We start from the raw sequence: 20,347 nt of genomic DNA on the forward strand, positions 1-20,347 counted from the left end.
CGCGACGAGACGCCTTCTCCCGACGGGCCTCCACCAACAGGATTCCGAGCCGCGCATCGGAAGTCGCCCCCTGCCCTCGCCGGCGAACTGGGGCAGGATGTCGCCATGAGCGTCGATGCGACAGGGCCCGACCTGGTCGAAGCCGCCTGGCGGGACCTCCGCGACGACGGCGGCGTGCACAAGGAACTGGCCGACGCCGCCTACGCCGAGCCCCCCGTCATCGGCAGCGGCCACCGGGGCTGTGGCCCCGCCTTCGCCGGCACTCCCGAGGAACTCGCCGCCCATGAGGACGATGCCCGGATCCGGTCGGCCGCCGAAGAGTGAACCCACCGCCGGACCACCTCACGCGAACCGAGCTGCTCGCTCTGCTCGACGCACAGGGCCAGCGGTTCCATGCGGCCCGCGCGGCGCTCGCGGACGGCGGAGCCTTCGTCGTCTGGGACGGGCTCGTGCAGGCAGCCCTCTTGGCCACCGTCTACGCGCGCCGCCGACGGTCGACGGTCAGGCGGGGAACACCGACAACAGGCCTCGACGACACCCTCGACGTCCTCGTCCGGCTCGGCCGGACCTCTCTGCGGCTGGGGCGCATCGATGCGGGCGACGGCGCATGGACCCCCATGCTTTTCCTCTCGGCGGACAGCAGCGCCGTCATCGCGTGCACGTCCGTCAAGCGTCCGAGCCCGAACGCCTCCGGACCTCGCCGGTGACCTGGACGTCGGCCGGGTCACGCCGCATCAGGCCGGGAAGCACGATCACCGACAGGCGAGAAGGCCGTTCACCTCTCTGGCGAAGACCGCCGCGTTGTCGATCATGATGTTGTGGCCGGTGTCCGGGACGGCGATCAGCCGTACGCCGGAGGCTGCCAGCTCGGCCGCTCCGCGGGGTTCGCCGTCCGCCTCCGGGTAGAGGTAGGCGCGCGGGATCGGCAGCCTGCGCAGGCGTTCCCGCACGTCCGCGCGCGCCAGGTGGACCGCGCTCCGGTAGAGCGCCTCCCGTCCGGCTAGCCTCATCGTGGCCGCCCAGTGCGGCCCGACCCGGGTCAGCGTCTCCTCCCAGCCGTGCCGTACGAAATCCGCCTCGGAGTAGGCAGCGATGCTCGAACTGCCCGGCCGTGGCGCGGGTTCGGCCGGGTCCAGATTGGCGTCCACCAGCACCAGGTCGGCCACCAGCTCCGGATGCCGCTCGGCCAGGTGCACCGCGATCGTCCCGCCCATGCTGTGCGCGACCACCTGCGCGGCGCGCACGTCCGCCGCCCGCAGCGCGGTCGCGAGGGCGTCCGCGTGCTCCTCCATGGTGTAGCCGAACGCGGTGGGCCGGTCGCTGGTGCCGAAGCCCAGCAGGTCCACGAACAGGCTCCGGTGCCCGGCCAGCTCCGGCCGGCTCGCGACCCCCAGGAAGTACGGCGCCGCCGCCGCGCCCAGCCCGTGCACGTAGACGCGGACCGGCTCACGACCGGCCACCTCTGCCCAGCGGATGCGGCTCCCGTCCGGCAGCACCTGCGCGTCCCTCATGACCATCCCCTCCGAGATACCTAGATGTCGATATATCAAGACATCGAGATAGCATAGCGGCGTGATTGAGCTGTCGATCCTGGGCTTCCTCTACGACGAACCGCTCCACGGGTACGAGCTGCGCAAACGCGTCGCCGCCCTGACCGGCCACGTCCGGCCCATCGCCGACGGCACCCTCTACCCGGCGATCAAACGTCTGGAGCGCGACGGCCTGCTCGAACGCGACCTCCAGCCCGGCGCCCAGGCCGCGCCCCGGCACGTGCTCACCCTCACCGACGCCGGGCGCGCCGACCTCAGGCGGCGGCTCGCCGAACCGGACGAGCCGTTCATCACCGACGAGAACCGCTGGTTCACGATGCTGGCGTTCCTGCGCCACCTCGGCGACCCCGCGCTCCAGGCGGCCGTGCTGCGACGCAGGCTGACCTTCCTCACCGAACCGGCCAGCTTCTTCTGGGACGGCGACCGCCCCCTGCGGGCCGCCGACTTCGACGACCCGTTCCGCAAGGGCCTGTTCACGATCGCCACCGCGACCAGCAGGACCGAGATCGGCTGGCTACGGGAGACCCTGGCCGCGCTGGACGCCCAGAGCGCGACATCGTAGAGAGAGGAGGCGGTTACGCGGGCCCGCCCGAGGCCAGCGCCTTCACCTCCGCGGCCGTCACCGGCTGTCCCGCCACACCCCAATCGCCGCTCTTGATCTCCTCGATCACGACCAGGGTCAGGGGACGCAGGTGCTCACCCTCGACGGCGACGATCGCGTCGGTCAGCTTCCGCACCATCTCGGCCTTCTGGGTGGCGCTGAACACACCCTCGATCACCTTCACGTTGACGAGTGGCATGGGTTCCCCTTCCCCCCGACGCGGTGCACCGATGGCACCTCACGCCGTTCAGCCGACATGCCCCTGGCCGAAGTGGGCAAACGCCTCCTGTTGCTGACGCCCGGCGCAGGGTATGCGCAGGTGGGAGCTCGTGTGAGGGAGAACGGGGGGATCCATGCTGGGGCTGCCTGAGGGGATTCGGGGGTGCCTGTTCGACATGGACGGCGTGCTGACGCGCACCGCCACCGTGCACGCCAGGGCGTGGAAGTCGATGTTCGACGACTTCCTGCGGGCCTGGAGCGAGCAGACCGGAACCGCGTTCGTCCCCTTCGACGCGGGCGCCGACTACGACCGCTACGTCGACGGCAAGAAACGGGCGGACGGCGCGCGCAGCTTCCTGGACGCCCGAGGCATCACCCTGCCCGAGGGAACGCCGGACGACCCGCCCGGCACGATGACCGTGCACGGCCTGAGCAACCGCAAGAACGACCTGGTGCAGGCCATCATCGACCGGGACGGCGTGGACGTGTTCCCCGGCTCCGTCCGCTACCTGGCCGCGGTCCGGGACGCCGGGCTGCGCCGCGCGGTGGTGTCCTCCAGCGCCAACACCGAGCAGGTCCTCGCCGCCGCCGGGCTCGCCGCCCAGTTCGAGGCCCGGATCGACGGCGTCGTGGCCCGGGACCGCCGGCTCGCCGGCAAGCCGGCTCCGGACATGTACCTCGCGGGCGCCGAGGCGCTGGGGCTGCGGGCGTCCGAGGCGGCGGTGTTCGAGGACGCCCTGGCCGGAGTCGCCGCCGGCCGGGCCGGGAGGTTCGGCTTCGTCGTCGGCGTGGACCGGGCCGGGCAGGCGCAGGCGTTGCGCGACCACGGCGCCGACGTCGTGGTCTCCGACCTGGCCGACCTGCTGGAGCCGGGCACGCCGTCCCGGGAGGCCGGATGATCCGGCATCCGGCGTTCACCGTCGAGCCGTGGGCGGTCCGGGAACGGCATCTCGACCTGCGGGTGCTGGCGCAGACCGAGTCGGTGTTCGCGCTGTCCAACGGCCATATCGGGCTGCGCGGCAACCTGGACGAGGGCGAGCCGCACGGGGCGCCGGGCACGTACCTCAACGGGTTCTACGAGGTGCGGCCGCTGCCCTACGCGGAGGCGGGCTACGGGTACCCGGAATCCGGACAGACCGTGGTGAACGTCACCAACGGCAAGGTGATCCGGCTGCTGGTCGGCGACGAGCCGTTCGACCTGCGGTACGGGACGCTCCACCAGCACGAGCGGGTCCTCGACCTGCGCGCCGGCACCCTGACGCGCACCGCGCACTGGAGCTCGCCGACCGGGACCCCGGTCCGGATCACGTCCACCCGGCTGGTGTCCTTCACCCACCGCGCGGTCGCCGCGATCCTGTACGAGGTCGAGGCCGTCGAGCGGCCGTCGCGCGTGGTCGTCCAGTCGGAGCTGATCGCCAACGAGACCCAGACCTACGAGAGCGGCGACCCGCGCGCCGCCGCCCCGCTGCACGCGCCGCTGGTCGCGGAGGAGAACGTCCCGAGCAGCGACGGAACGGCGATCATGGTCCACCGCACCCGGGCCAGCGGCCTGCGCGTGGCCGCCGGGATGTGCCACGAGATCGACGGGCCGGACGGCACCCGGATCGAGGCCCAGGGCAGCGACGACGTCAGCCGGCTCACCGTCGCCACCCGACTGTCGCCCGGCCAGACGCTGCGGCTGGTCAAGTTCTTCTCCTACGGATGGTCGGCGCAGCGCTCGCGGGCCGCGCTGCACGACCAGGTGGCCGCGGCGCTGGCCTCCGCCCGCCTGGACGGCTGGGACGGCCTGCACGCCGACCAGCGCCGCTTCCTCGACGACTTCTGGGAAGGCGCGGACGTCGAGGTGGACGGCGACGCCGAGGTCCAGCAGGCGGTGCGTTTCGGGCTGTTCCATCTGCTGCAGTCGGCCGCGCGCCTGGAGGAGCGCGCCATCCCGGCCAAGGGCCTGACCGGCTCCGGCTACGACGGGCACGCCTTCTGGGACACCGAGATCTTCGTCCTGCCGGTGCTCACCTACACCCATCCCGCGGCCGTCGCCGACGCGCTGTGCTGGCGGCGGACCACGATCCCCCTGGCCCGCGAGCGCGCGAAGCAGCTCGGCCTGCACGGCACCGCCTTCCCCTGGCGGACCATCCACGGCGAGGAGTGCTCCGGCTACTGGCCCGCCGGAGCCGCGGCCTTCCACGTCAACGCCGACATCGCGCACGCGGCGATCCAGTACGCGGACGCCACCCAGGACATGTCGTTCGAGCAGCGGACCGGCCTGCCGCTGCTGGTCGAGACGGCCCGGCTGTGGTGCGCCCTCGGCCACCACGACCCGGCCGGGCGCTACCGCATCGACGGTGTGACCGGCCCCGACGAGTACACCGCCGTGGTCGACGACAACGTGTACACGAACCTGATGGCCCAGCAGAACCTGCGCGCGGCGGCCGAGGCCGCGGACCGCCATCCGGGCCCGGCGGGGCGGCTCCAGGTCACCGCCGAGGAGATCCGCCGCTGGCGGGACGCGGCGGAGGCGATGTCCGTGCCCTACGACGAGCGGCTGGGGGTCCACCCGCAGTGCGAGGGCTTCACCCAGCACGCGCTCTGGGACTTCGCGGCCACCAGGCCCGACCAGTATCCGCTGCTGCTGCACTTCCCGTACTTCGACCTCTACCGCAAGCAGGTGGTCAAGCAGGCGGACCTGGTGCTCGCCATGCACCTGCGCGGGGACGCCTTCACGCCGGAGCAGAAGTCCCGCAACTTCGCCTACTACGAGGCGCTGACCGTCCGGGACTCGTCCCTGTCGGCCTGTACCCAGGCGGTGCTCGCCGCCGAGGTGGGCCATCTGGACCTCGCCTATCGCTATCTCGGCGAGGCGGCGCTGATGGACCTGGCGGACCTGGAGAGGAACACCATGGACGGCGTGCACATGGCCTCGCTGGCGGGGGCGTGGATCGCCCTCGTCTCGGGCTTCGGCGGGATGCGCGCGGGCCAGGGACGGATCTGCTTCGCCCCCTCACTCCCTCCCGGGATCACCCGGCTCGCCTTCCGGCTGCGCTACCGCGGCAGCCTGCTGAGCGTCGGCGTCGCCCCGGAGGCGACGGCCTACCGGCTGCTGCGGGGGCCGTCGATCACGGTGACCCACCACGGGGAGCAGATCGTCCTGGACGGGATGGAGGTCACCCGGCCCAACCCGTCGCGACCGGCGCCGGAGCAGCAGATCCACCAGCCGCCCGGCCGCGAACCGAGCCCGCGCCGTCCCCGGAGCTCCGGCAGCAGGACGGGTGACTAGGGCTCCCCGGCCCCCTGCCGGAGGCCTTCCATCAGTTGCAGGGGCTGGAGGACCAGGTGATGTAGCCGCTGAGCCTGCCCCAGGTCGAGACCGAACCGTCGCAGAACTGCGTCCTGACGCCCACCAGGTTGGTGCGCGCGGAGTCGGAGAAGTACTGGGTGTTGCACAGGTAGCCGGCCGGGCAGGCGGGGATGGCGTGCGCGGCGGCGGGGATGGTGGCGAGCGTGGCGGCGGCCAGGACCGCGACGGCCAGTACGCGACGGATCATGGATCGTCCTTCCTGATGCGCAGGGAGAAGGGGGGAAGCAGGACCAGTCCGGGTGCACGGTGCGCACGAATGATCCGTCTCATGGGATGAAAACGCAAGGGGAGCCCCCGGCCGAGCTCCCGCGCAGCCCTCTCCCTGGCGGGCGAGCAGGTGACCGGTCTCAGCGCGCCGATGAACCACCCGCCGCCCGGCCCGCGCCGACGCCGTGCGGCGGCTTCTTCCGCACCCGGCTCAGTGGCGATGGAGTCGGCTGCGATCATCGCACTATGACGATCGCTGCGGTCTACGCCGAGTTCGCCGCGCGCGAGGCGCACGACGTGTCGCCCACGTACGAACGCCTGGCCTCCGCGGTGGCGCGGGATCTCGACCTCCTGGCCCTGCTCGCCGGGCTTCCGCCGGCCAAACGGCAGCCGAACCTGCTGTTCGGCGTGGTCCGGCTGCTCGGCGGGCCGGTCGACGATCCGGCCGCCTTCCACGAGTACACGGTGGCGAACTGGCCCGTGATCGAGGCGGAGATGCGCACCCGGACCACCCAGACGAACGAGGCCGGACGGTGTGCCGTCCTGCTGCCGGTGCTCAACGCGCTCCCGCAGCCGCTCGCGCTGCTGGAGGTCGGCGCGTCCGCCGGACTGTGCCTCTACCCCGACCGGTACGCCTACCGCTACGGCGATCACCTGGTCGGCTCCGGTGACCCGGTCGTCGCCTGCACGGCCGCCAACCTGACGCCGCCGACCGGCCTGCCCCAGGTGGTGTGGCGGGCCGGCCTGGACCTGAACCCGCTCGACGTGACCGACCCGGCGGACCTGGCCTGGCTCGACGCCCTCATCTGGCCCGAGCACACGCACCGCCGGGCCAGGCTGCGCGCCGCTGCGGCCGTCGTCGCAGCCGACCCGCCGCTGCTCGTCCAGGGCGACCTGGTGGACGACCTGCCCGCCCTGGCCGCGCAGTCCCCGCCCGATGCGACGCTGGTGGTGTTCCACAGCTCGGTGCTGTACCACGTGCCGATGCCGCGACGGATGGAGTTCGCCGAGGCGGTACGCGAGCTCCCCGGGCACTGGATCGCGAACGAGACCGCCGCCGTGCTGCCCTACGACACGCTCCCGACGCCGCCGGGCGAGGCGGACTACCACGTGCTCGCGCTGGACGGGCAGCCGCTCGCCTGGACCCGATCGCACGGCCAGGAGATCACCTGGTTCACGTGATCCCGGCTCAGCGTGTGGCCGGCTCGCTCCCGACGGCGGAGCCGTCCGGCTCTTGCCAGGGGGGAGGCCGCAGGCCGATTCTGGAGGGGGGCCACGCGACCGGCGGGGGACGAACCATGTCTCGACACACAGCATCAGTGGCCGTCACCTGCGTCCTGATCGGCGGCCTGATCTCCGGCTGCGACCAGGGCGACTGCGCCCCGAAGGCGATCGCCGGCGTCTATGAGGCCTATTCGCCCATCGTCCTCGCCGTCCTGCCTGAGGTGGTGCCGAAGGCGATCCCGGGGATCGCGGTCAGCCTCGGCCTGTTCGCGGCGGACGCCCTGGCGCGATACCTCATCGACCACACGGTCCCGAAGGACAGGACGTGGCTGCTGATCGAGCAGACGCTCCACGGGCAGCAGCGGACCAGCGTGTTCGAGCTCGGCACCGACCACGAGCTCAAGGTCAGCGTGAACGGCGCGCAGCTCAAGCACGTGGACCTCTACGTCAAGGAGCGGCAGATCAAGGTGATCATCCCGCGCGGCACCGCGGCGGAGGTCTCCGTCACCGACGCCGGGAACGGCGACGAGGTCGCGATGCGCGGCACCGTCCCCGGCGACCTGGACGGCTCCTTCGACCTCGACACCGGCCACACCTCGACCGACGACTCGCCCGGCGCCCGCGCGGGGGACGTCGAGATCGAGACGTTCGGCTTCAACGTCGGTCCGAAGCTGGTCAACGGCGCGGCGGCCGCGCTGTTCGCCGGGACCGGCCGGCCCACGCTGCACGCCTGCATGTCCATGCCCGCCGCGGCCTGGACCGGCGAGTTCCGGGACTGGCAGCCGGGAACCCAGGACCGCTCCTGGTGCGTCAGGACCAACGCCGGGCACTACGGCCTCGCCGTCCCGAAGCAGACCGGCGCCTTCTGGATCGGCCCCGCCGCGGACGCCGGCGCCGTCTCCTACCTGCTCTGGGCCCAGCCCGGCCTGCCCGCGGCCCCTGCCACCGCCGTCCCCGCAGCCCAGATGGACGGCTGCTGACGCACGCTTCTGGCCGGTGGAGTTCCGTTACCTCCTGCTTAAGATGGCGATCATGCGTTTCGCCACCCTTGTCGCCACCGCCACGCTGACCTGCCTGCTGTTATCCAGCACCCCGTTGTCCAACGCTGCGCACGCGGCGTCCGCCTTCCCCATCAGGGCCCGGGTTCTGACCGCGAACAAGCTGTACCGTACGGGCGAACTCCGGGCGAGCCAGTGCGCGGAGCGCGACGTCGGTGCGAAGACCGTCGCCTCCGCCAAGCGGTACCTGACCGCAGTGCTGAACTGTCTCAACCGGTCGTGGGGCGCCCACTTCAAGAGGGCGGGCCTGCCCTTCGCCAAGGCCAAGATCGGATTCATCACCAAACCACGCAAGTACTGCGGTTGGCCCTGGGGCTCCGCCGCAGCCACCTACTGCGACGCGGAGCGGCGTTTCCTCGTCCTTCTGGACGACGACATGCTCGACGTCTCCACCAGCCTGTTCCTGTTCGAGACCGCCGTCCACGAGTACGGGCACCACGTGCAGAACCTCACCGGGATCGCCCGCAGCTACGACCGCTACCCGTACCGGAACAAAAGCGAACTGAACGAGCAGAACCGCCGCATGGAGTTGCAGGCGGAGTGCCTGGGCGGGGTGTTCTTCGGCAGCGTCTGGGACTCCTTGACAGAACGCAGCAAGGAAGACTGGAAGATCCTGCTCCAGATGGTGCGCGACAGCGGGGACGAGCAGCAGAAGATCCGCTCCCACGGCAAGGGACGCAACCGCGCCACCTGGCTCGACAAGGGCTTCCGCACAAGATCCCCGCAGGCCTGCAACACCTGGACGGTCTCCTCGTCCCAGGTTTCCTGATCACGGACAGCCCCCGTCCGCCGCACCACCCGTATGGCGCTGCCGCAATGCAGACCGGCCGCAGGTCGAGGGGCGACGACAAATCTGACCCTGTTCACCTCGTGGACGCACCACGCTGCCGGGTGCGCTCGGCCATCGCCTCCGCCAGCCGGACTGTCGCCGCGGCGCACCGCTCAAGCTGCGGAGCGATCCGCTCGTCCAGGCAACCGCCAGGTCGGGCGCGTTGGCGCAGCACGTCATCGGTGCTCAGGGCCAGACAGTCGCGGCTGTGGCCGTGGCTTGCCCCTGCCCTCTCGCCCTCCTTCCCCATCACTTGCAAGCAACCGCGCGGATGTACCGCAACACCACGGGTGATGTGGGGGCCCAGCGGCCGTGTTCGGCGATGACGGCGACCGGGTGGCGGGCTCGCCGTCCGATGCCCGCGGCGCTCAGCACCGGCACCAAGGAGTCGGCGAACGCACGCCGCGCGGCGGCCCCGCGCAGCTTTCCGAGCGCCGCGACGGCGAACACCACACCGATGAGCACCCGGCAGAAAAGGCAGATCTCCGGCAATCCCACGACCGACAACGTACGTGACGGGCTGCTCCACGGTCGTCCTGCGCAGGAGGGAACCACACCGTGCCCGCCTGCACCCGCACGACCGGTTCCTGCCCCCACAGGCGTAGACGGGGTGGAGCCCGCGCGACCCGGACGGCCTCAGAACGGGCTGATCTCGAAGACGCAGCCGTTCCAGGTGATCCGCAGACCGCGCCGGTCATCGTGTAGGTGCCGCTGAGTGTTCGGGGAAGCTCGTGGCAGGACAGCCGCCCGGGATCTGAACTCAGACGTCACCGGCTCGGCATCTGCCCGGGACAATCAAGCGCCGCTCACCGGCCCCCGCGGTGGGCGAGGTCGGGAGGACGAAGGTGGTCATCGTGGGCTTTCCTGGTCTCAGTTCGCGAGGGACAGGACGATCTTGCCGGTGGTACGGCGGCTGTCGCCGAGTTCGTGAGCCTTGGCCGCCTGGTCGAGCGGGAGCACGGTGTCGATCTCGGGACGCAGCAGGCCGGACGCCGCCAGCGCGGCGATCTCCCGCATGCCCGCGTGGTCGGCTTCCACGATCATGAATGCGGCACGCAGGCCGAGGGCGGCGGCCTCGTCGGCCAGGTACGCCTCGGCGGGGGAGGCGAGCGCGACCAGAACGCCACCCGGCCGCAGGGCGCGCAGCGAGCGTGGCCCGTAGGAGCCGCCGATGGTGTCGATGACGGCGTCCACCGGTTCGATGGCCGTCTCGAAGTCGGTCTCGGTGTAGTCGATGAGTTCGTCCGCGCCGAGGCCGCGCAGGAACGCGTGCTTGGCCGTACGGGCGGTGCCGATCACCTGGGCTCCGCGGGCCTTGGCGATCTGGACGGCGAGGTGCCCGACGCCGCCCGCCGCCGCGTGGATCAGCACCCGCTGTCCCGGCCGCACCTGGGCGACGTCCACCAGAGCCTGCCAGGCGGTGAGCGCGGCGAGCGGCAGCGCCGCGGCCTGCTCATGGGTCAGCGCTTCGGGCTTGCGGACCAGGTGCCGGGCCGGGGAGGTCACGTACTCGGCGTAGGTGCCCGCCAGGAGCGGGTGACGCGGCAGGCCGAACACCTCGTCGCCGGGGACGAGGGTCGTCACCCCCGGGCCCGTCGCCTCGACCACGCCGGAGACGTCCCAGCCGAGCCGGACCACCGCGCCGGCCAGCCCTCCAGAGGCGCGATGCCAGGAGTCGGTGGGGTTGACGCCTGCCGCGTGCACCCGTACCAGCACCTCGGCCGGAGCGGGCTCCGGGCGCTCCACCTCGATCACCTTCAGCACCTCGGGCCCGCCGAACCCGTCCTGGCCGATCGCACGCATGTCCATCTCCTGCCTCTGTCGTTCCGGGGCAGTTTCCGTGGCCCCGTGGAGATCAATGCTTGCGGAGTCCGCGCAGGGCAGCCAGTGGCAGGAATGCCAACATGTGGAAGAATCTTGCCATGCATCGCGTTCGCGTCCTGGCTCTGGAAGGCGTCTATCCCTTCGAGCTCAGCATCCCGGTGAGGATCTTCGGCACGGCCGCCGGTCGCGACGGCGAGCCGCTGTACGAGGTCGCCACCTGCAGCCTGGACGGTGGGCCGGTCACCACCAGCGCCGATTTCAGCATCTCCGTGGCCCATGGGAGCGAGGCGCTGCGGTCGGCGGACACTCTGGTCATCCCGCCGTTCACCTGCGGCCCTGACGAGGAAAGGGACTGGCTGCCCGACGGGCTGCGCGAGGCTCTTGCCCTCGTGCCGGCCGACGCCCGGATCGTCTCGATCTGCACTGCTTCGTACGTACTCGCCGCCGCGGGACTGCTCGACGGGCGGCCCGCCACCACTCACTGGAACGAGGCCGAGCACTTCCAGCGGTCCTTCCCGCAGGTCCAGGTGGACGCGAACGTCCTGTTCGTCGACGGCGGGCAGATCCTCACGGCGGCGGGCGTCGCCGCCGGCATCGATCTGTGCCTGCATCTGGTACGCCGTGACCACGGCAGCGAGATCGCCAACCGGGTGGCCAGGCTCTGCGTGGTGCCTCCGTGGCGGGAGGGGGGCCAGGCCCAGTACATCGACCGGCCGATCCCGGAGCAGTCGGCCGCCACCACGGCCCCCACGCGATCGTGGGCCCTGCACGAGTTGCATCGGCCGTTGACTCTGGCCGAACTGGCCGACAACGCCGGCATGAGCGTCCGGACGTTCTGCCGGCGCTTCCGTGACGAGACGGGCCTGCCGCCCGGCCAGTGGCTCACGCGGCAGCGGGTCGAGCGCGCACGGCGGCTGCTGGAGTCCACCGACCTGCCGGTCGACCAGGTCGCCGCCCATGCGGGCTTCGGCACCGCCGCCGCTCTCCGCCAGCACCTGGCCACCGTCATCGGCGTTCCGCCTTCGGCCTACCGCCAAGCCTTCCGGGGCAGCCGGCCACCCCGCTCACCCGGCCCCGAGGCCGCCGCCCTCCCTTGATCACGCAGAAGCCGGTACGGCGGGCGCGGCCCGTCCGTCAGGCGGGACGTACGGGCCGGCGCCAGGAACGAGACCGGCAGGCAGGCGGCGACCAGCGGCATGAGGTCCTTGTCCACGAACGGCACCATGACGTCGGCGACCACCAGGACGGGCGTCCACGCCTTGGCGCGGCGCCGGACGGCGAGCTGGAGGACCGGGCCGATCTGGGCGAAGGGCATTGCCCGCCCGCCTAGGGTGACCTTGTGCACGTCATCGACATCTCGCCCGATCAGCGTCTGCTCGACCTGCAGCGGGCCGCCTACGCCGTAGAAGCCGCCCTCATCGGCGATGACCGTATCCCGCCCCTGCACGAGCCCCTCGCCGATCTGCTCGCCGCGCCGCTCACCTGGGTCGGCGCCTTCGACGGCGACGCCCTGGTGGGGGCCGTCGCGTGGGAGGCCGACGCGGACACGCTGGACATCAACCGGCTCGTGGTTTCGCCGTCGGCCTTCAGGCGCGGCATCGGGCGACTGCTCGTCGCCACCGCCCTCGACCGGGCCGCCGGCCGTACGGTGCTGGTCTCCACCGGGCGGGACAACACACCCGCCCGGCGGCTCTACGAGGGGTACGGCTTCACCTGGGTGAACGACGCCGAGGTCATCTCCGGCCTCTGGGTCAGCAGCTACCGCCTCACCCCCTGACCCTCTCCCAGCTTCCCGTACAGGAAAGCCCGGGTGGTGTGGCATCGGCGAAGGCCAGCCAGATCACACGGCGGCCCGGCCACGACGCTGACCAGCGCCTGTTCGGTCCGGCGACGCCGCTCCAGCAGCCAGTCCGGAAAGTACGAGCCCCGCTGTGGCGTCTCACGCTGTGGCCAAGTCCGGCCAGAATGCGAAGAAGGCCTTCAGGAAGTCCGAATAACCGCATTCGCTACTCTTACCCAAGATCAGAAGGGGGGTGGCTGGGAGCGCGACCCCATTGCGACCAACAGGAGGATCGATGGGGAACGGTGGACGCATACGTCTGGTCCGGTGGGCGCGAGGCGGTTTCGCCCTGGCCTGCAGTGGTCTTCTGGCTGCGTGTGGGGGATGGATGCCGCCGAACCGGTCTGCCCCGGACCCGGCGGTCACCCCCGGGACGTCTGCCGCGATGAGCCCGTCGCCCACTCCGTCGGGTTCCTCGTTCGAGGGACGCGGTCCGGTGCTGTCTGTGAAGAAGGGGCCCTATCCGCACTCGGTTCAGATCGTGGACGCCCAGCTCAGCCCTGACGCTCCGCAGGCCCCGGCGCCGCGGGGCCTGACATACATCCAGCTCGTGTTGAAGGTCACCAGCACTCCGGGACGCCCCCTCAAGGCCCCGCACCCCCAGGCGTACTGGGTGGTTCGGTACGACGGCTGCAAGTCCGCCCAGGACGCCAACAGCCAGGTCAGCTGTGGTGGCATGGACGACGGGACCAACTACTTCACCGAAGAGGAGATCCACTCTCAGGAGTACGGCACCGGCATTTCGAAACAGTTCGGCGACCTGGTGGCGGACACCCCGTACTGGACTCGCGCCTGGCAACTGGTACCGGAGAAGGCCGACCTGTCGCGGGCTCAGCTGTGTGAGGGAGTACGTACCGGAACCCCGGACAACTGCATCCCCCTCGGGACGGTTCGCCAGGACGGCGACCAGAGCCCGGCAGGCTGATCGGCCTCGGCCACGCACTGTACGGGGTGGGGCGGTCTGCCATGCCTACGATTTGCGGACCTTCGACCCGCTGCCCTCTACCAGCGCAAGCGAGCCGAGACCAAGATCCATACCTAGCCTGCGCCAGCGCGGGATCAAGGCGGTCACCCGCGAGAAGAGGGATCAGGCGGCCAACCGCGGGGCGCGTGCGGCGGTGACGAGGGGGTGGAGGAGCCCGTTCTCACCGGGATCGGTCTGGGCGGTTGCCCAGCAGGGCCGGGGCGTTGAGCGCGCAGGCCAGCGCCCCGATCACCAGAGCGTGCACCGCCTGCTCGGCGCGGAACCACAGGGGGAGGGAGCCGGCGATCACCGCGGTGACCATCATGGCCGCCCCGGCCACCGCGGTGATCCACCGCACCCGGGTGTAGGCGCCGCGGCTGCCGGCCTGGGCCTTCTTGACCATGACCAGGCAGATCAGGGAGCCGGCGAGCACGCCGCCGGCCCGGTTCCAGACGGTGGAGCCGGGGTCGGTGCCCAGCGCGGCGACGGCCATGGTCACGGCGAACAGGGCGACGCCGAGACCGGCTGCGGCGTTGGCCAGCCGGACGGCCAGCGGGGAGACGGCGACGGAGAGCGGGGTGGCGCGCTGGGAGGAGATCTGCATCGCGTTCATGTCTTCGACGCTAACATTACATGCATGCAGCAAGCAAGTATACTGGCGGCATGAGACCGAGCGAGAACGACGTCCAGCAGATGGTGAACGCCTTGTTGCAGCTCAGCGACGGTATCGAGCGGGCGCGGCGGCAACGTCCCGGCGCGGGGCTGCTGCGCACGCTGCAACTCCTGGCCGCCAAGGAGCCGGCGCGAACCTCCGATCTGGCCCAGGAGCTCGGCGTGCACCAGTCGTCGGTGACCCGGCAGATCCAGACGCTGGCCAGCAAGGGGCTCGTGCGGACGACCGCCGACCAGAACGACCGGCGGGCCAGCCCGATCACCCTCACCGAGGACGGCCGGCGGGAGCTGGCCCGGCTGGAGGCCGCCGGCCTGAGCCGGTGGATGCGGTTCACCGCGGACTGGGACGCCGAGGAGGTGCGCACCTTGGAGCGGCTGGTGACCAAGCTTCGCGCCTCGATCGCCGACGTCAACGCCGGGCCGCCGCGGACCGGGCCGGACTCCTGACCCGCGAGATCGCCCCTTGACGCCGGCGCGTGCGCGGACCCGCCGCCCCCGGAGCGCCCGGTTCCGGTCGCCGCGGGATCAGCGGTGGTGGATCGACTCCACGGTGTGCAGGTGGGGGTCGAAGTGGTCGGCCAGGGCGGCGGCCTGGCGCATGTGCACCTGCGCCTCCGGGGCGGCGAGCATGGCGTGGAAGTCGTCCGCCGACCGCCATTGGGCGTAGTTGACCACCCGGGTGCCGTCGACGCCGGCGTGGATGTTGGCGGAGACGAACCCGGGCAGGTGCCGCATGACGTCTTCGGTGGCCCGCGTCAGCAGGTCGACGAGCTCACGCTGACGGTCTGCCCGCACGGTGAAGACGTTGATCAGGGTGGCGACGGGAGCGTCGGTGGTGATCGTGGTGGACGGCATGACCTCTCCTTGTGTCAGGTTCCTTACATGCCTCGATTATGTGTAAGGTTCCTGTCATGAGTCAAGAGGATGTCCGGGAACGTATCGGCTACTTGGTCAAGCAGGTCGACCAGGCGTTCCGCCGCGCCGGCGAGGAGCGGCTGCGACCGCTGGGGCTGTCCATCGCCCAGTACGCGCTGCTGCGGGCCCTGGCCGACGCCCCGGGAGCGCCGGCCGCCGAACTGGCCCGCCGTACCTTCGTCACCCGCCAGTCCCTGCGCGACGTGCTCGCCGGCCTCACCGCGGCCGGTCTGGTCTCCGTCGCCGAACGGCCCGGCGTCGGCCGCGCGCTGCCGATCACGCTCACCGGCCCCGGCCGGGCCCTGCTGGACCAGGCCGACGCGATCGTGCTCGACGTGGAGCGGCGCATGACCGCCGGCTTCCCGTCCGAGGAGGTGGGGCACCTGGCAGCGCTGCTCTCCGCCTGCGCCCGGAACCTCACCGGACAGCCCGCAACCTGACCGGGCGGCCCGCCACCGCCGAGCGCGAGGTCGGCGAGGTCGGCGAGGTCAGCGGCGTCAGCGGCGTCAGCGGGGGAAGCTGATCTCCACGCGGCGGTTCTTGGCCCGGCCGGCGGGGCTGTCGGCGCCTTCGGGCGTGGTGTTGGGCGCCACCGGGTCGGCCGCGCCATGGCCCTGCACGGTGAGAGTGATCCCGGAGCCGGCCAGGAGCTTGGTCAAGGCCCGCCGTACGGCCTGGGCGCGGGCCTGGGAGAGCGCCTGGTTGTAGGCGTCGGAGCCCTTGGCGTCGGTGTAGCCGTCCACGCGCACCTGCTTGCCGTGCGCCTTGGCCGTGAGCAGCCTGGCTGTCTCCGCCAGCCGGCTCCTGGCCTTGGTGGTGAGGGTGGCCTTGTCGAAGGCGAACAGCACGTCCGCCGCCACGATGATCTTGTCGCGGGCGCCGCGGGTCTCCTGGATCAGCGACTCGTCCAGGTTGGATATGCGCTCCCCGATGTCCAGGACGTCGGCGGTGATGTCGCGCGGCTCGCCGGTCAGGTCCAGGATCGGCGCGGTGGCGGGCGGAGCGGTGTTGACGGGCACCTGGACGGGCGGGCGGGGCGTCGGCGTGAGCAGCGCCACCACGAGCAGGAGGTCAGGAAAGGGGGACATCGGCCAGTGTCCCGGCGTGGGGGATGTGGACGTCCAGGGACTTCACGCCCTCCGGAGGGGCGGCGAAGGTCGCGGAGAAGACCGCGGTGTCGCCCGGGTTGAGCGTCAGGTCCTTGGTCCGGCTGCACACGCAGCCGCCCGCGCTGTCCAGCGCGACGAGATGCTTCTTGGCGTTGACCGTGTCGATCAGGTAGACGCCGTCGATGGTGGGGTTGGCCTGCGGGACGGCGGAGAAGGCGTTGTGCACCTGCCAGCCGTCGCCGCCGGTCAGGGCGAGGGTGAAGGTGAGGTTGACGAACCGGTCACGCCGTACCAGCTGAACCACGTCGATGCGGAACCGTCTGCCTTCCACGCTGCCCTCCCGGCCGGCCAGCACCTGATCGGGCGGGGCGGAGGCGGACACCGGGGCCACCGGCGCGCTGGAGGAGATGGGCCCGGAACCGGACGGGGTGGACGGGGCGGGGCCGAGCTGGCACGCCGATAACGTCATGGCCAGCATGGCGGCGGCCACCAGTGAGCGCATCTTCATGGACCCGGAAGTTTACACATAGCCGACATATTCCTCCTGATTCCAGATAGCCAGCGGGCCGGCCGACGTCCTTGACGGATCAGAAGAACGACATTTCTTTCGTGCGTCAGCCTCTCAGGAGTGCCAACCTTTTGCGGCGTCCACGGCGTTGGGAGGATACCTAGATCAGGGAGAGACGTTGGATCGTGATACCGGTTTCCTGGCGTTCGTCAATGCTCACCAACGTCCGTTGATGCGTCTGGCCTACTTGCTCACCGGAGAGGTCCACCTCGCCGAGGACCTCCTGCAAGGCGTGCTGCTCCGCATGATCGGACGGTGGCCGAAGTTACGCCACATCGACAACCTCGACGCGTACGCGCGAAAGATCATGGTGAACCAGCACATCTCATGGCGGCGTCGCCGACGCTCCAGCGAGGTGCTGAGCGCCGTGCCGCCCGAACGCGCGTACTCCTCCGAGGACGACGCCGTGTTGCGGATCGTGCTGCACCAGGCGCTCATGCGGCTGACGCCCAAACAGCGCGCGGTGCTCGTCCTGCGCTTCTACGAGGACCGCACCGAACGGGAGGTCGCCGATCTGCTGGGCTGCTCGGTCGGCACAGTCAAGAGCCAGGCGCACCACGCGCTGGGCCGCCTGAGGGCGCTGGCGCCCGAACTCGCGCCGCGACTGCCCGAATTGGACCGCCCGACCCGTCACGAGGGGATCCGCCGATGACCTGGCTCAGACAACAGCTCGGCCGCATCGCCGACGACATGCCCGAACGTGACCTGGGCGCCAGGACGATCGCGATCCACCAGCGCAGACGGCGCAACTTCATGACGCTCACGGCGGTCGCCATGGTCGTCGTCACCGTGCTCGCCGCCACTGTCGGGGTACGGGCGCTGTCGTCCGAGCCGCGTGCCGCCACCCGGCCGGCCGGTTCGCCCGAGCAGTCCTTGATCAAGGTCGGCGTGGTGCCGACCGTGGAGTCCGCGCCCGTGTTCGTGGCCCGGGCCAAGGGCTACTTCCAGGAGGAGGGCCTGACGGTCGAGCCGGTGGTCGTGACCGGCCCCGCCGCCGCGGTGCACCAGGTCGGCAAGGGCGAGCTGGACCTGGCGCAGACCGACTACGCCATGGCCTTCGCGGCGAACGAGGCGGGCAAGGAATTCAAGATCGTCACCAGCATGTACCAAGCCGCGCAGGGCAGCTACGCGATCGTCGCCAACGCCAAATCGAAGATCACGAGCACGGCCGGGCTGAGGCGCAAGACGATAGCAGTGCCGAACATCGCAGGGATCGGACCGCTGGCGCTGAGGGCGGCGCTGGACAGGGCCGGGCTGACGTTGCGGGACGTCGTCCTGGTCGAGTGGCCCTACCCCCAGATGCTCGGCCTGCTGAACAGGGGCCAGGTGGACGCGGCCTTGCTCGCCGAGCCGTACATCACCCTGAGCCGCCAGAACGGACGCTCGCGGATCCTGGAGGACGCCATGACCCAGAGCTTCTCCGGCCTGCACACCGCGGGCATGATGGCCACGGCCGAGTGGACCCGGCACAACCCCCGCACGCTGGCCGCCTTCCAGCGCGCGCTGGCGAAGGCGCAACGCCTGATCGCGGACGATCCGCAGCAGGCGCGCGACCTGCTGCCCACCTACACGAGGATCACCCGCCCGCAGCTCGCGGACGTCGCGTTCGGTTCCTACCCGGCCAAGCTGGACCTGTCAGAGCTCCAGCGGGTCGCCGACCTGGCCCACGCCTACAAGCTCCTCAAACGTCCGGCGGACGTCCGCGGCGTCGTCATGACGGGCGGATGAGGCCCGAGCGCTGCCGCCCCGAGACCGTACGTACGGGCTCAGGGTCACCTGCCCGTCATCGGATGGGCAGGTCGGCGACCGGTTCGAAGCCCGGGATATGCACGGTGACGGATCGCACGTCCGCGGGCGGCTTGAACATCGCCCACAACGTGTACTCCTCACCCTTGGTCACCAGGTATTCCGGGCGGAGCACCGACAGCAGGTAGGGGCCCACGCCGACGTTGTGCTTGGCGTCACGCAGCGGCCGGTAGCGGCGCGGGCCGTCGACGAGCGCCGCGCCGCTCGTGCTTGCCTCGGCGTACACCCCGCCCCAGTCGTAGGAGGAGGACCAGGCGTTGATCGGGATGTCGTCGTCGTTGCGGATGGTCCACACGAGGTTCACGTAGCCGCCTGCGTCCCTGGTCAGCTCGTTGATGCGGACCTCGGCCCGGCGCGGCCAGTTCCGGTCGCTCTCGATGTCGGGCGCCTTGCCGACGGGCGCGGTGCCGAGCACCGGCGACGCGGTCGTGGAGGGGGAGGCGGGCGCGGGCGCTGTGGCGGCGGGCGTCGGCTGGGCGGGCTCGGGTGCCGGGCGGGCGAAGGTGATGCTGACACGCCGGTTGGTGGCGCGGCCGCGGGCGTTCTCGTTGCTCGCGATCGGCTCGTGCGAGCCGTGGCCTCGCGTCCGGTAGGCGACGCCCGAGCGGGTCACCAGCTTCTCCAGGGCGTTCTGTACGCTGCGGGCCCGCCGCTGGGACAACGGGTCGTTGATGCCGTCGGTCCCGGTGTCGTCGGTGTGGCCGTCGACGGCGACCTCCTCGCCCTCGGAGCGGTCGATCTGAGCGGCCACGTCCTTCAGCACGGCCCGAGCCTTAGAGGACAGGTCCGCCTTGTTCACGGCGAACAGCACGTCCGTCGAGAGCCGCACCGACACCTGCCGCCCGTCGTCGTCCTGTGCCGCGCCCGCCTGCTCGACCTGGTTGACGATCGACAGCACCACCGGTTCACCGACCCGGCTGGAGTTGGGATCCACCGGATCCCCGCCGCCGTCGTCGACCCGCAAGGGCGTCGGCGCGGCCTCCCCCAGCGGGACGTCGAGGAACGGCGGCGCCTGCGGGAAGATCACGTCCAGCTGCGTGATGTCGCCGGGCGGAGCGGGGAAGACGGCCACCAGCTCCTGCTCCTGGCCTGCCTTGACGGTCGGCCAGCCCCGCGTGCACTGGCAGTCGCCGTTGCGGTAGGCGCGCGGGAAGTACCAGCGGCCGTGGGCGCTGTCGAGCAGGGACACGCCGCCGATCGCGTTCGAACCGATGTCGGCGCTGTGCCAGGGCACGGCCAAGCTCGCGCTGAAGGAGTAGTCCTCCCGCAGGTCGTTACGCACCCGCCATCGGGCCACGACAGCCGTCGGGGAGACCCGGTCCAGGGCCAGCAGGTCGACCGAGACCTTGGCGCCGATCGCCAGCGCCCGCGTGCCCAGAGGTGCTCGACCGGTGGCCGGCGCCACCGGAGCGGAGGTGGACTCGCTCCGGCGAGCTTGCTCGGTGGCCCGCTGCGCGGACGGGCCGGCGCCGCTGCAGCCGCCCGAAGCCAGGGTCATCAGAACAACCCCAGCGGTCGCCCCTAAGACGGACATCACCGACCTCATCGTGCACCTTCCCCAATTGTCGCGGTGGCAGGCGACTCTATCGTTCCCGGGTGACCAGAA

The 20,347-nt window shown here is 71.2% G+C and carries 26 protein-coding genes; 15 read left to right on the plus strand and 11 right to left on the minus strand.

Annotation, left to right across the window (positions count from 1 at the left end; translation table 11 throughout):
* Nucleotides 1-105 precede the first annotated feature (105 nt).
* Nucleotides 106-324, plus strand: a complete 219-nt coding sequence (locus ACIBQ8_RS04800) for a hypothetical protein (RefSeq protein ID WP_397191125.1) — start codon at nucleotides 106-108, stop codon at nucleotides 322-324.
* On the plus strand, nucleotides 321-707 hold the full coding sequence (locus ACIBQ8_RS04805) for a hypothetical protein (RefSeq protein WP_397191126.1): 387 nt from the start codon (nucleotides 321-323) through the stop codon (nucleotides 705-707). The genes ACIBQ8_RS04800 and ACIBQ8_RS04805 overlap by 4 nt, the downstream gene beginning before the upstream one ends.
* Nucleotides 708-752: 45 nt before the next feature.
* Here ACIBQ8_RS04805 and ACIBQ8_RS04810 read toward each other — a convergent pair whose 3' ends face one another.
* Entirely contained in the window at nucleotides 753-1,511 is a 759-nt protein-coding gene (locus ACIBQ8_RS04810) for an alpha/beta fold hydrolase (RefSeq protein WP_397191127.1), read from the minus strand.
* 61 nt (nucleotides 1,512-1,572) lie between these two features.
* On the opposite strand from ACIBQ8_RS04810, the gene ACIBQ8_RS04815 reads away from it, so the two are divergent.
* The gene (locus tag ACIBQ8_RS04815; RefSeq protein WP_397191128.1) at nucleotides 1,573-2,112 is read left to right on the plus strand and encodes a PadR family transcriptional regulator; all 540 of its coding nucleotides are present in this window, start codon (nucleotides 1,573-1,575) and stop codon (nucleotides 2,110-2,112) included.
* Between the two features lie 13 nt (nucleotides 2,113-2,125).
* On the opposite strand, the gene ACIBQ8_RS04820 is transcribed toward ACIBQ8_RS04815, so the two are convergent.
* Nucleotides 2,126-2,350 carry a 4-oxalocrotonate tautomerase family protein gene (locus tag ACIBQ8_RS04820; protein WP_397191129.1) on the minus strand — a complete coding sequence of 75 codons (225 nt, stop codon included), beginning with the start codon at nucleotides 2,348-2,350 and terminating at the stop codon, nucleotides 2,126-2,128.
* A gap of 154 nt (nucleotides 2,351-2,504) precedes the next feature.
* Between ACIBQ8_RS04820 and ACIBQ8_RS04825 the strand changes: the two genes are divergently transcribed.
* Both ACIBQ8_RS04825 and ACIBQ8_RS04830 read left to right on the plus strand, forming a co-directional pair.
* A complete protein-coding gene (locus ACIBQ8_RS04825) occupies nucleotides 2,505-3,269 on the plus strand; it encodes an HAD family hydrolase (protein ID WP_397179859.1) in 765 nt (254 codons plus the stop codon).
* Nucleotides 3,266-5,644, plus strand: coding sequence for a glycoside hydrolase family 65 protein (locus tag ACIBQ8_RS04830; RefSeq protein WP_397191130.1), 2,379 nt, complete (start codon nucleotides 3,266-3,268; stop codon nucleotides 5,642-5,644). The genes ACIBQ8_RS04825 and ACIBQ8_RS04830 overlap by 4 nt, the downstream gene beginning before the upstream one ends.
* A 31-nt stretch (nucleotides 5,645-5,675) precedes the next feature.
* On the opposite strand, the gene ACIBQ8_RS04835 is transcribed toward ACIBQ8_RS04830, so the two are convergent.
* The gene (locus ACIBQ8_RS04835; protein WP_397179861.1) at nucleotides 5,676-5,912 is read right to left on the minus strand and encodes a DUF6289 family protein; all 237 of its coding nucleotides are present in this window, start codon (nucleotides 5,910-5,912) and stop codon (nucleotides 5,676-5,678) included.
* Between the two features lie 266 nt (nucleotides 5,913-6,178).
* Here ACIBQ8_RS04835 and ACIBQ8_RS04840 point away from each other — a divergent pair, with 266 nt between their 5' ends.
* From ACIBQ8_RS04840 to ACIBQ8_RS04850, 3 genes are all read left to right on the plus strand, one after another.
* Complete coding sequence (locus ACIBQ8_RS04840) at nucleotides 6,179-7,114, plus strand: DUF2332 domain-containing protein (protein WP_397191131.1); 936 nt, start codon at nucleotides 6,179-6,181, stop codon at nucleotides 7,112-7,114.
* Between the two features lie 116 nt (nucleotides 7,115-7,230).
* Nucleotides 7,231-8,136 carry a hypothetical protein gene (locus ACIBQ8_RS04845; RefSeq protein WP_397191132.1) on the plus strand — a complete coding sequence of 302 codons (906 nt, stop codon included), beginning with the start codon at nucleotides 7,231-7,233 and terminating at the stop codon, nucleotides 8,134-8,136.
* A gap of 16 nt (nucleotides 8,137-8,152) precedes the next feature.
* Nucleotides 8,153-8,983, plus strand: a complete 831-nt coding sequence (locus ACIBQ8_RS04850) for a neutral zinc metallopeptidase (RefSeq protein ID WP_397191133.1) — start codon at nucleotides 8,153-8,155, stop codon at nucleotides 8,981-8,983.
* Nucleotides 8,984-9,292: 309 nt separating this feature from the next.
* Here ACIBQ8_RS04850 and ACIBQ8_RS04855 read toward each other — a convergent pair whose 3' ends face one another.
* Nucleotides 9,293-9,541 (minus strand): hypothetical protein, encoded by a 249-nt coding sequence (locus ACIBQ8_RS04855; protein ID WP_397191134.1) that lies wholly within the window; start codon nucleotides 9,539-9,541, stop codon nucleotides 9,293-9,295.
* 372 nt (nucleotides 9,542-9,913) lie between these two features.
* On the minus strand, nucleotides 9,914-10,846 hold the full coding sequence (locus ACIBQ8_RS04860; protein WP_397191135.1) for an NADP-dependent oxidoreductase: 933 nt from the start codon (nucleotides 10,844-10,846) through the stop codon (nucleotides 9,914-9,916).
* A gap of 119 nt (nucleotides 10,847-10,965) precedes the next feature.
* On the opposite strand from ACIBQ8_RS04860, the gene ACIBQ8_RS04865 reads away from it, so the two are divergent.
* Entirely contained in the window at nucleotides 10,966-11,964 is a 999-nt protein-coding gene (locus ACIBQ8_RS04865; protein WP_397191136.1) for a GlxA family transcriptional regulator, read from the plus strand.
* On the opposite strand, the gene ACIBQ8_RS04870 is transcribed toward ACIBQ8_RS04865, so the two are convergent.
* A complete protein-coding gene (locus tag ACIBQ8_RS04870) occupies nucleotides 11,895-12,182 on the minus strand; it encodes a hypothetical protein (RefSeq protein ID WP_397191137.1) in 288 nt (95 codons plus the stop codon). The genes ACIBQ8_RS04865 and ACIBQ8_RS04870 overlap by 70 nt on opposite strands.
* 24 nt (nucleotides 12,183-12,206) lie before the next feature.
* Between ACIBQ8_RS04870 and ACIBQ8_RS04875 the strand changes: the two genes are divergently transcribed.
* Both ACIBQ8_RS04875 and ACIBQ8_RS04880 read left to right on the plus strand, forming a co-directional pair.
* The gene (locus tag ACIBQ8_RS04875) at nucleotides 12,207-12,644 is read left to right on the plus strand and encodes a GNAT family N-acetyltransferase (RefSeq protein ID WP_397179876.1); all 438 of its coding nucleotides are present in this window, start codon (nucleotides 12,207-12,209) and stop codon (nucleotides 12,642-12,644) included.
* Between the two features lie 499 nt (nucleotides 12,645-13,143).
* Complete coding sequence (locus tag ACIBQ8_RS04880) at nucleotides 13,144-13,632, plus strand: hypothetical protein (RefSeq protein WP_397179877.1); 489 nt, start codon at nucleotides 13,144-13,146, stop codon at nucleotides 13,630-13,632.
* Nucleotides 13,633-13,852: 220 nt separating this feature from the next.
* Here the strand turns inward: ACIBQ8_RS04880 and ACIBQ8_RS04885 are convergent, their stop codons facing one another.
* Complete coding sequence (locus ACIBQ8_RS04885) at nucleotides 13,853-14,284, minus strand: hypothetical protein (RefSeq protein ID WP_397191138.1); 432 nt, start codon at nucleotides 14,282-14,284, stop codon at nucleotides 13,853-13,855.
* A gap of 50 nt (nucleotides 14,285-14,334) precedes the next feature.
* Between ACIBQ8_RS04885 and ACIBQ8_RS04890 the strand changes: the two genes are divergently transcribed.
* A complete protein-coding gene (locus tag ACIBQ8_RS04890; protein WP_397191139.1) occupies nucleotides 14,335-14,790 on the plus strand; it encodes a MarR family winged helix-turn-helix transcriptional regulator in 456 nt (151 codons plus the stop codon).
* Between the two features lie 78 nt (nucleotides 14,791-14,868).
* Here ACIBQ8_RS04890 and ACIBQ8_RS04895 read toward each other — a convergent pair whose 3' ends face one another.
* Nucleotides 14,869-15,198: an antibiotic biosynthesis monooxygenase family protein gene (locus ACIBQ8_RS04895; RefSeq protein WP_397191140.1), complete on the minus strand. Its 330-nt coding sequence runs from the start codon at nucleotides 15,196-15,198 to the stop codon at nucleotides 14,869-14,871.
* Nucleotides 15,199-15,254: 56 nt separating this feature from the next.
* On the opposite strand from ACIBQ8_RS04895, the gene ACIBQ8_RS04900 reads away from it, so the two are divergent.
* Complete coding sequence (locus tag ACIBQ8_RS04900; RefSeq protein ID WP_397191141.1) at nucleotides 15,255-15,698, plus strand: MarR family winged helix-turn-helix transcriptional regulator; 444 nt, start codon at nucleotides 15,255-15,257, stop codon at nucleotides 15,696-15,698.
* Nucleotides 15,699-15,764: 66 nt separating this feature from the next.
* Here the strand turns inward: ACIBQ8_RS04900 and ACIBQ8_RS04905 are convergent, their stop codons facing one another.
* Together ACIBQ8_RS04905 and ACIBQ8_RS04910 are read right to left on the minus strand one after the other, a co-directional pair.
* A complete protein-coding gene (locus tag ACIBQ8_RS04905) occupies nucleotides 15,765-16,346 on the minus strand; it encodes an OmpA family protein (protein WP_397179882.1) in 582 nt (193 codons plus the stop codon).
* Nucleotides 16,330-16,875 carry a hypothetical protein gene (locus tag ACIBQ8_RS04910; RefSeq protein ID WP_397191142.1) on the minus strand — a complete coding sequence of 182 codons (546 nt, stop codon included), beginning with the start codon at nucleotides 16,873-16,875 and terminating at the stop codon, nucleotides 16,330-16,332. The genes ACIBQ8_RS04905 and ACIBQ8_RS04910 overlap by 17 nt, the downstream gene beginning before the upstream one ends.
* A 178-nt stretch (nucleotides 16,876-17,053) precedes the next feature.
* On the opposite strand from ACIBQ8_RS04910, the gene ACIBQ8_RS04915 reads away from it, so the two are divergent.
* Nucleotides 17,054-17,587: a SigE family RNA polymerase sigma factor gene (locus tag ACIBQ8_RS04915; protein WP_397191143.1), complete on the plus strand. Its 534-nt coding sequence runs from the start codon at nucleotides 17,054-17,056 to the stop codon at nucleotides 17,585-17,587.
* The gene (locus ACIBQ8_RS04920; RefSeq protein ID WP_397191144.1) at nucleotides 17,584-18,663 is read left to right on the plus strand and encodes an ABC transporter substrate-binding protein; all 1,080 of its coding nucleotides are present in this window, start codon (nucleotides 17,584-17,586) and stop codon (nucleotides 18,661-18,663) included. Before ACIBQ8_RS04915 ends, ACIBQ8_RS04920 begins: the two co-directional genes overlap by 4 nt.
* 55 nt (nucleotides 18,664-18,718) lie before the next feature.
* Here ACIBQ8_RS04920 and ACIBQ8_RS04925 read toward each other — a convergent pair whose 3' ends face one another.
* On the minus strand, nucleotides 18,719-20,239 hold the full coding sequence (locus ACIBQ8_RS04925) for an OmpA family protein (RefSeq protein WP_397191145.1): 1,521 nt from the start codon (nucleotides 20,237-20,239) through the stop codon (nucleotides 18,719-18,721).
* Nucleotides 20,240-20,347: the final 108 nt, after the last annotated feature.

The sequence above is a fragment of the Nonomuraea sp. NPDC049646 genome (assembly GCF_044465525.1).
Classification (GTDB): Bacteria; Actinomycetota; Actinomycetes; order Streptosporangiales; family Streptosporangiaceae; genus Nonomuraea.

Coding starts and splice junctions, on each gene's coding strand:
- ACIBQ8_RS04900 (WP_397191141.1), top strand. CDS start 15,255: ATGAGTCAAGAGGATGTCCGGGAACGTATCGGCTACTTGGTCAAGCAG.
- ACIBQ8_RS04890 (WP_397191139.1), top strand. CDS start 14,335: ATGAGACCGAGCGAGAACGACGTCCAGCAGATGGTGAACGCCTTGTTG.
- ACIBQ8_RS04905 (WP_397179882.1), bottom strand. CDS start 16,346: ATGTCCCCCTTTCCTGACCTCCTGCTCGTGGTGGCGCTGCTCACGCCG.
- ACIBQ8_RS04865 (WP_397191136.1), top strand. CDS start 10,966: ATGCATCGCGTTCGCGTCCTGGCTCTGGAAGGCGTCTATCCCTTCGAG.
- ACIBQ8_RS04920 (WP_397191144.1), top strand. CDS start 17,584: ATGACCTGGCTCAGACAACAGCTCGGCCGCATCGCCGACGACATGCCC.
- ACIBQ8_RS04845 (WP_397191132.1), top strand. CDS start 7,231: ATGTCTCGACACACAGCATCAGTGGCCGTCACCTGCGTCCTGATCGGC.
- ACIBQ8_RS04800 (WP_397191125.1), top strand. CDS start 106: ATGAGCGTCGATGCGACAGGGCCCGACCTGGTCGAAGCCGCCTGGCGG.
- ACIBQ8_RS04870 (WP_397191137.1), bottom strand. CDS start 12,182: ATGCCCTTCGCCCAGATCGGCCCGGTCCTCCAGCTCGCCGTCCGGCGC.
- ACIBQ8_RS04835 (WP_397179861.1), bottom strand. CDS start 5,912: ATGATCCGTCGCGTACTGGCCGTCGCGGTCCTGGCCGCCGCCACGCTC.
- ACIBQ8_RS04810 (WP_397191127.1), bottom strand. CDS start 1,511: ATGAGGGACGCGCAGGTGCTGCCGGACGGGAGCCGCATCCGCTGGGCA.
- ACIBQ8_RS04860 (WP_397191135.1), bottom strand. CDS start 10,846: ATGCGTGCGATCGGCCAGGACGGGTTCGGCGGGCCCGAGGTGCTGAAG.
- ACIBQ8_RS04840 (WP_397191131.1), top strand. CDS start 6,179: ATGACGATCGCTGCGGTCTACGCCGAGTTCGCCGCGCGCGAGGCGCAC.
- ACIBQ8_RS04925 (WP_397191145.1), bottom strand. CDS start 20,239: ATGACCCTGGCTTCGGGCGGCTGCAGCGGCGCCGGCCCGTCCGCGCAG.
- ACIBQ8_RS04820 (WP_397191129.1), bottom strand. CDS start 2,350: ATGCCACTCGTCAACGTGAAGGTGATCGAGGGTGTGTTCAGCGCCACC.
- ACIBQ8_RS04895 (WP_397191140.1), bottom strand. CDS start 15,198: ATGCCGTCCACCACGATCACCACCGACGCTCCCGTCGCCACCCTGATC.
- ACIBQ8_RS04825 (WP_397179859.1), top strand. CDS start 2,505: ATGCTGGGGCTGCCTGAGGGGATTCGGGGGTGCCTGTTCGACATGGAC.
- ACIBQ8_RS04885 (WP_397191138.1), bottom strand. CDS start 14,284: ATGAACGCGATGCAGATCTCCTCCCAGCGCGCCACCCCGCTCTCCGTC.
- ACIBQ8_RS04830 (WP_397191130.1), top strand. CDS start 3,266: ATGATCCGGCATCCGGCGTTCACCGTCGAGCCGTGGGCGGTCCGGGAA.
- ACIBQ8_RS04910 (WP_397191142.1), bottom strand. CDS start 16,875: ATGAAGATGCGCTCACTGGTGGCCGCCGCCATGCTGGCCATGACGTTA.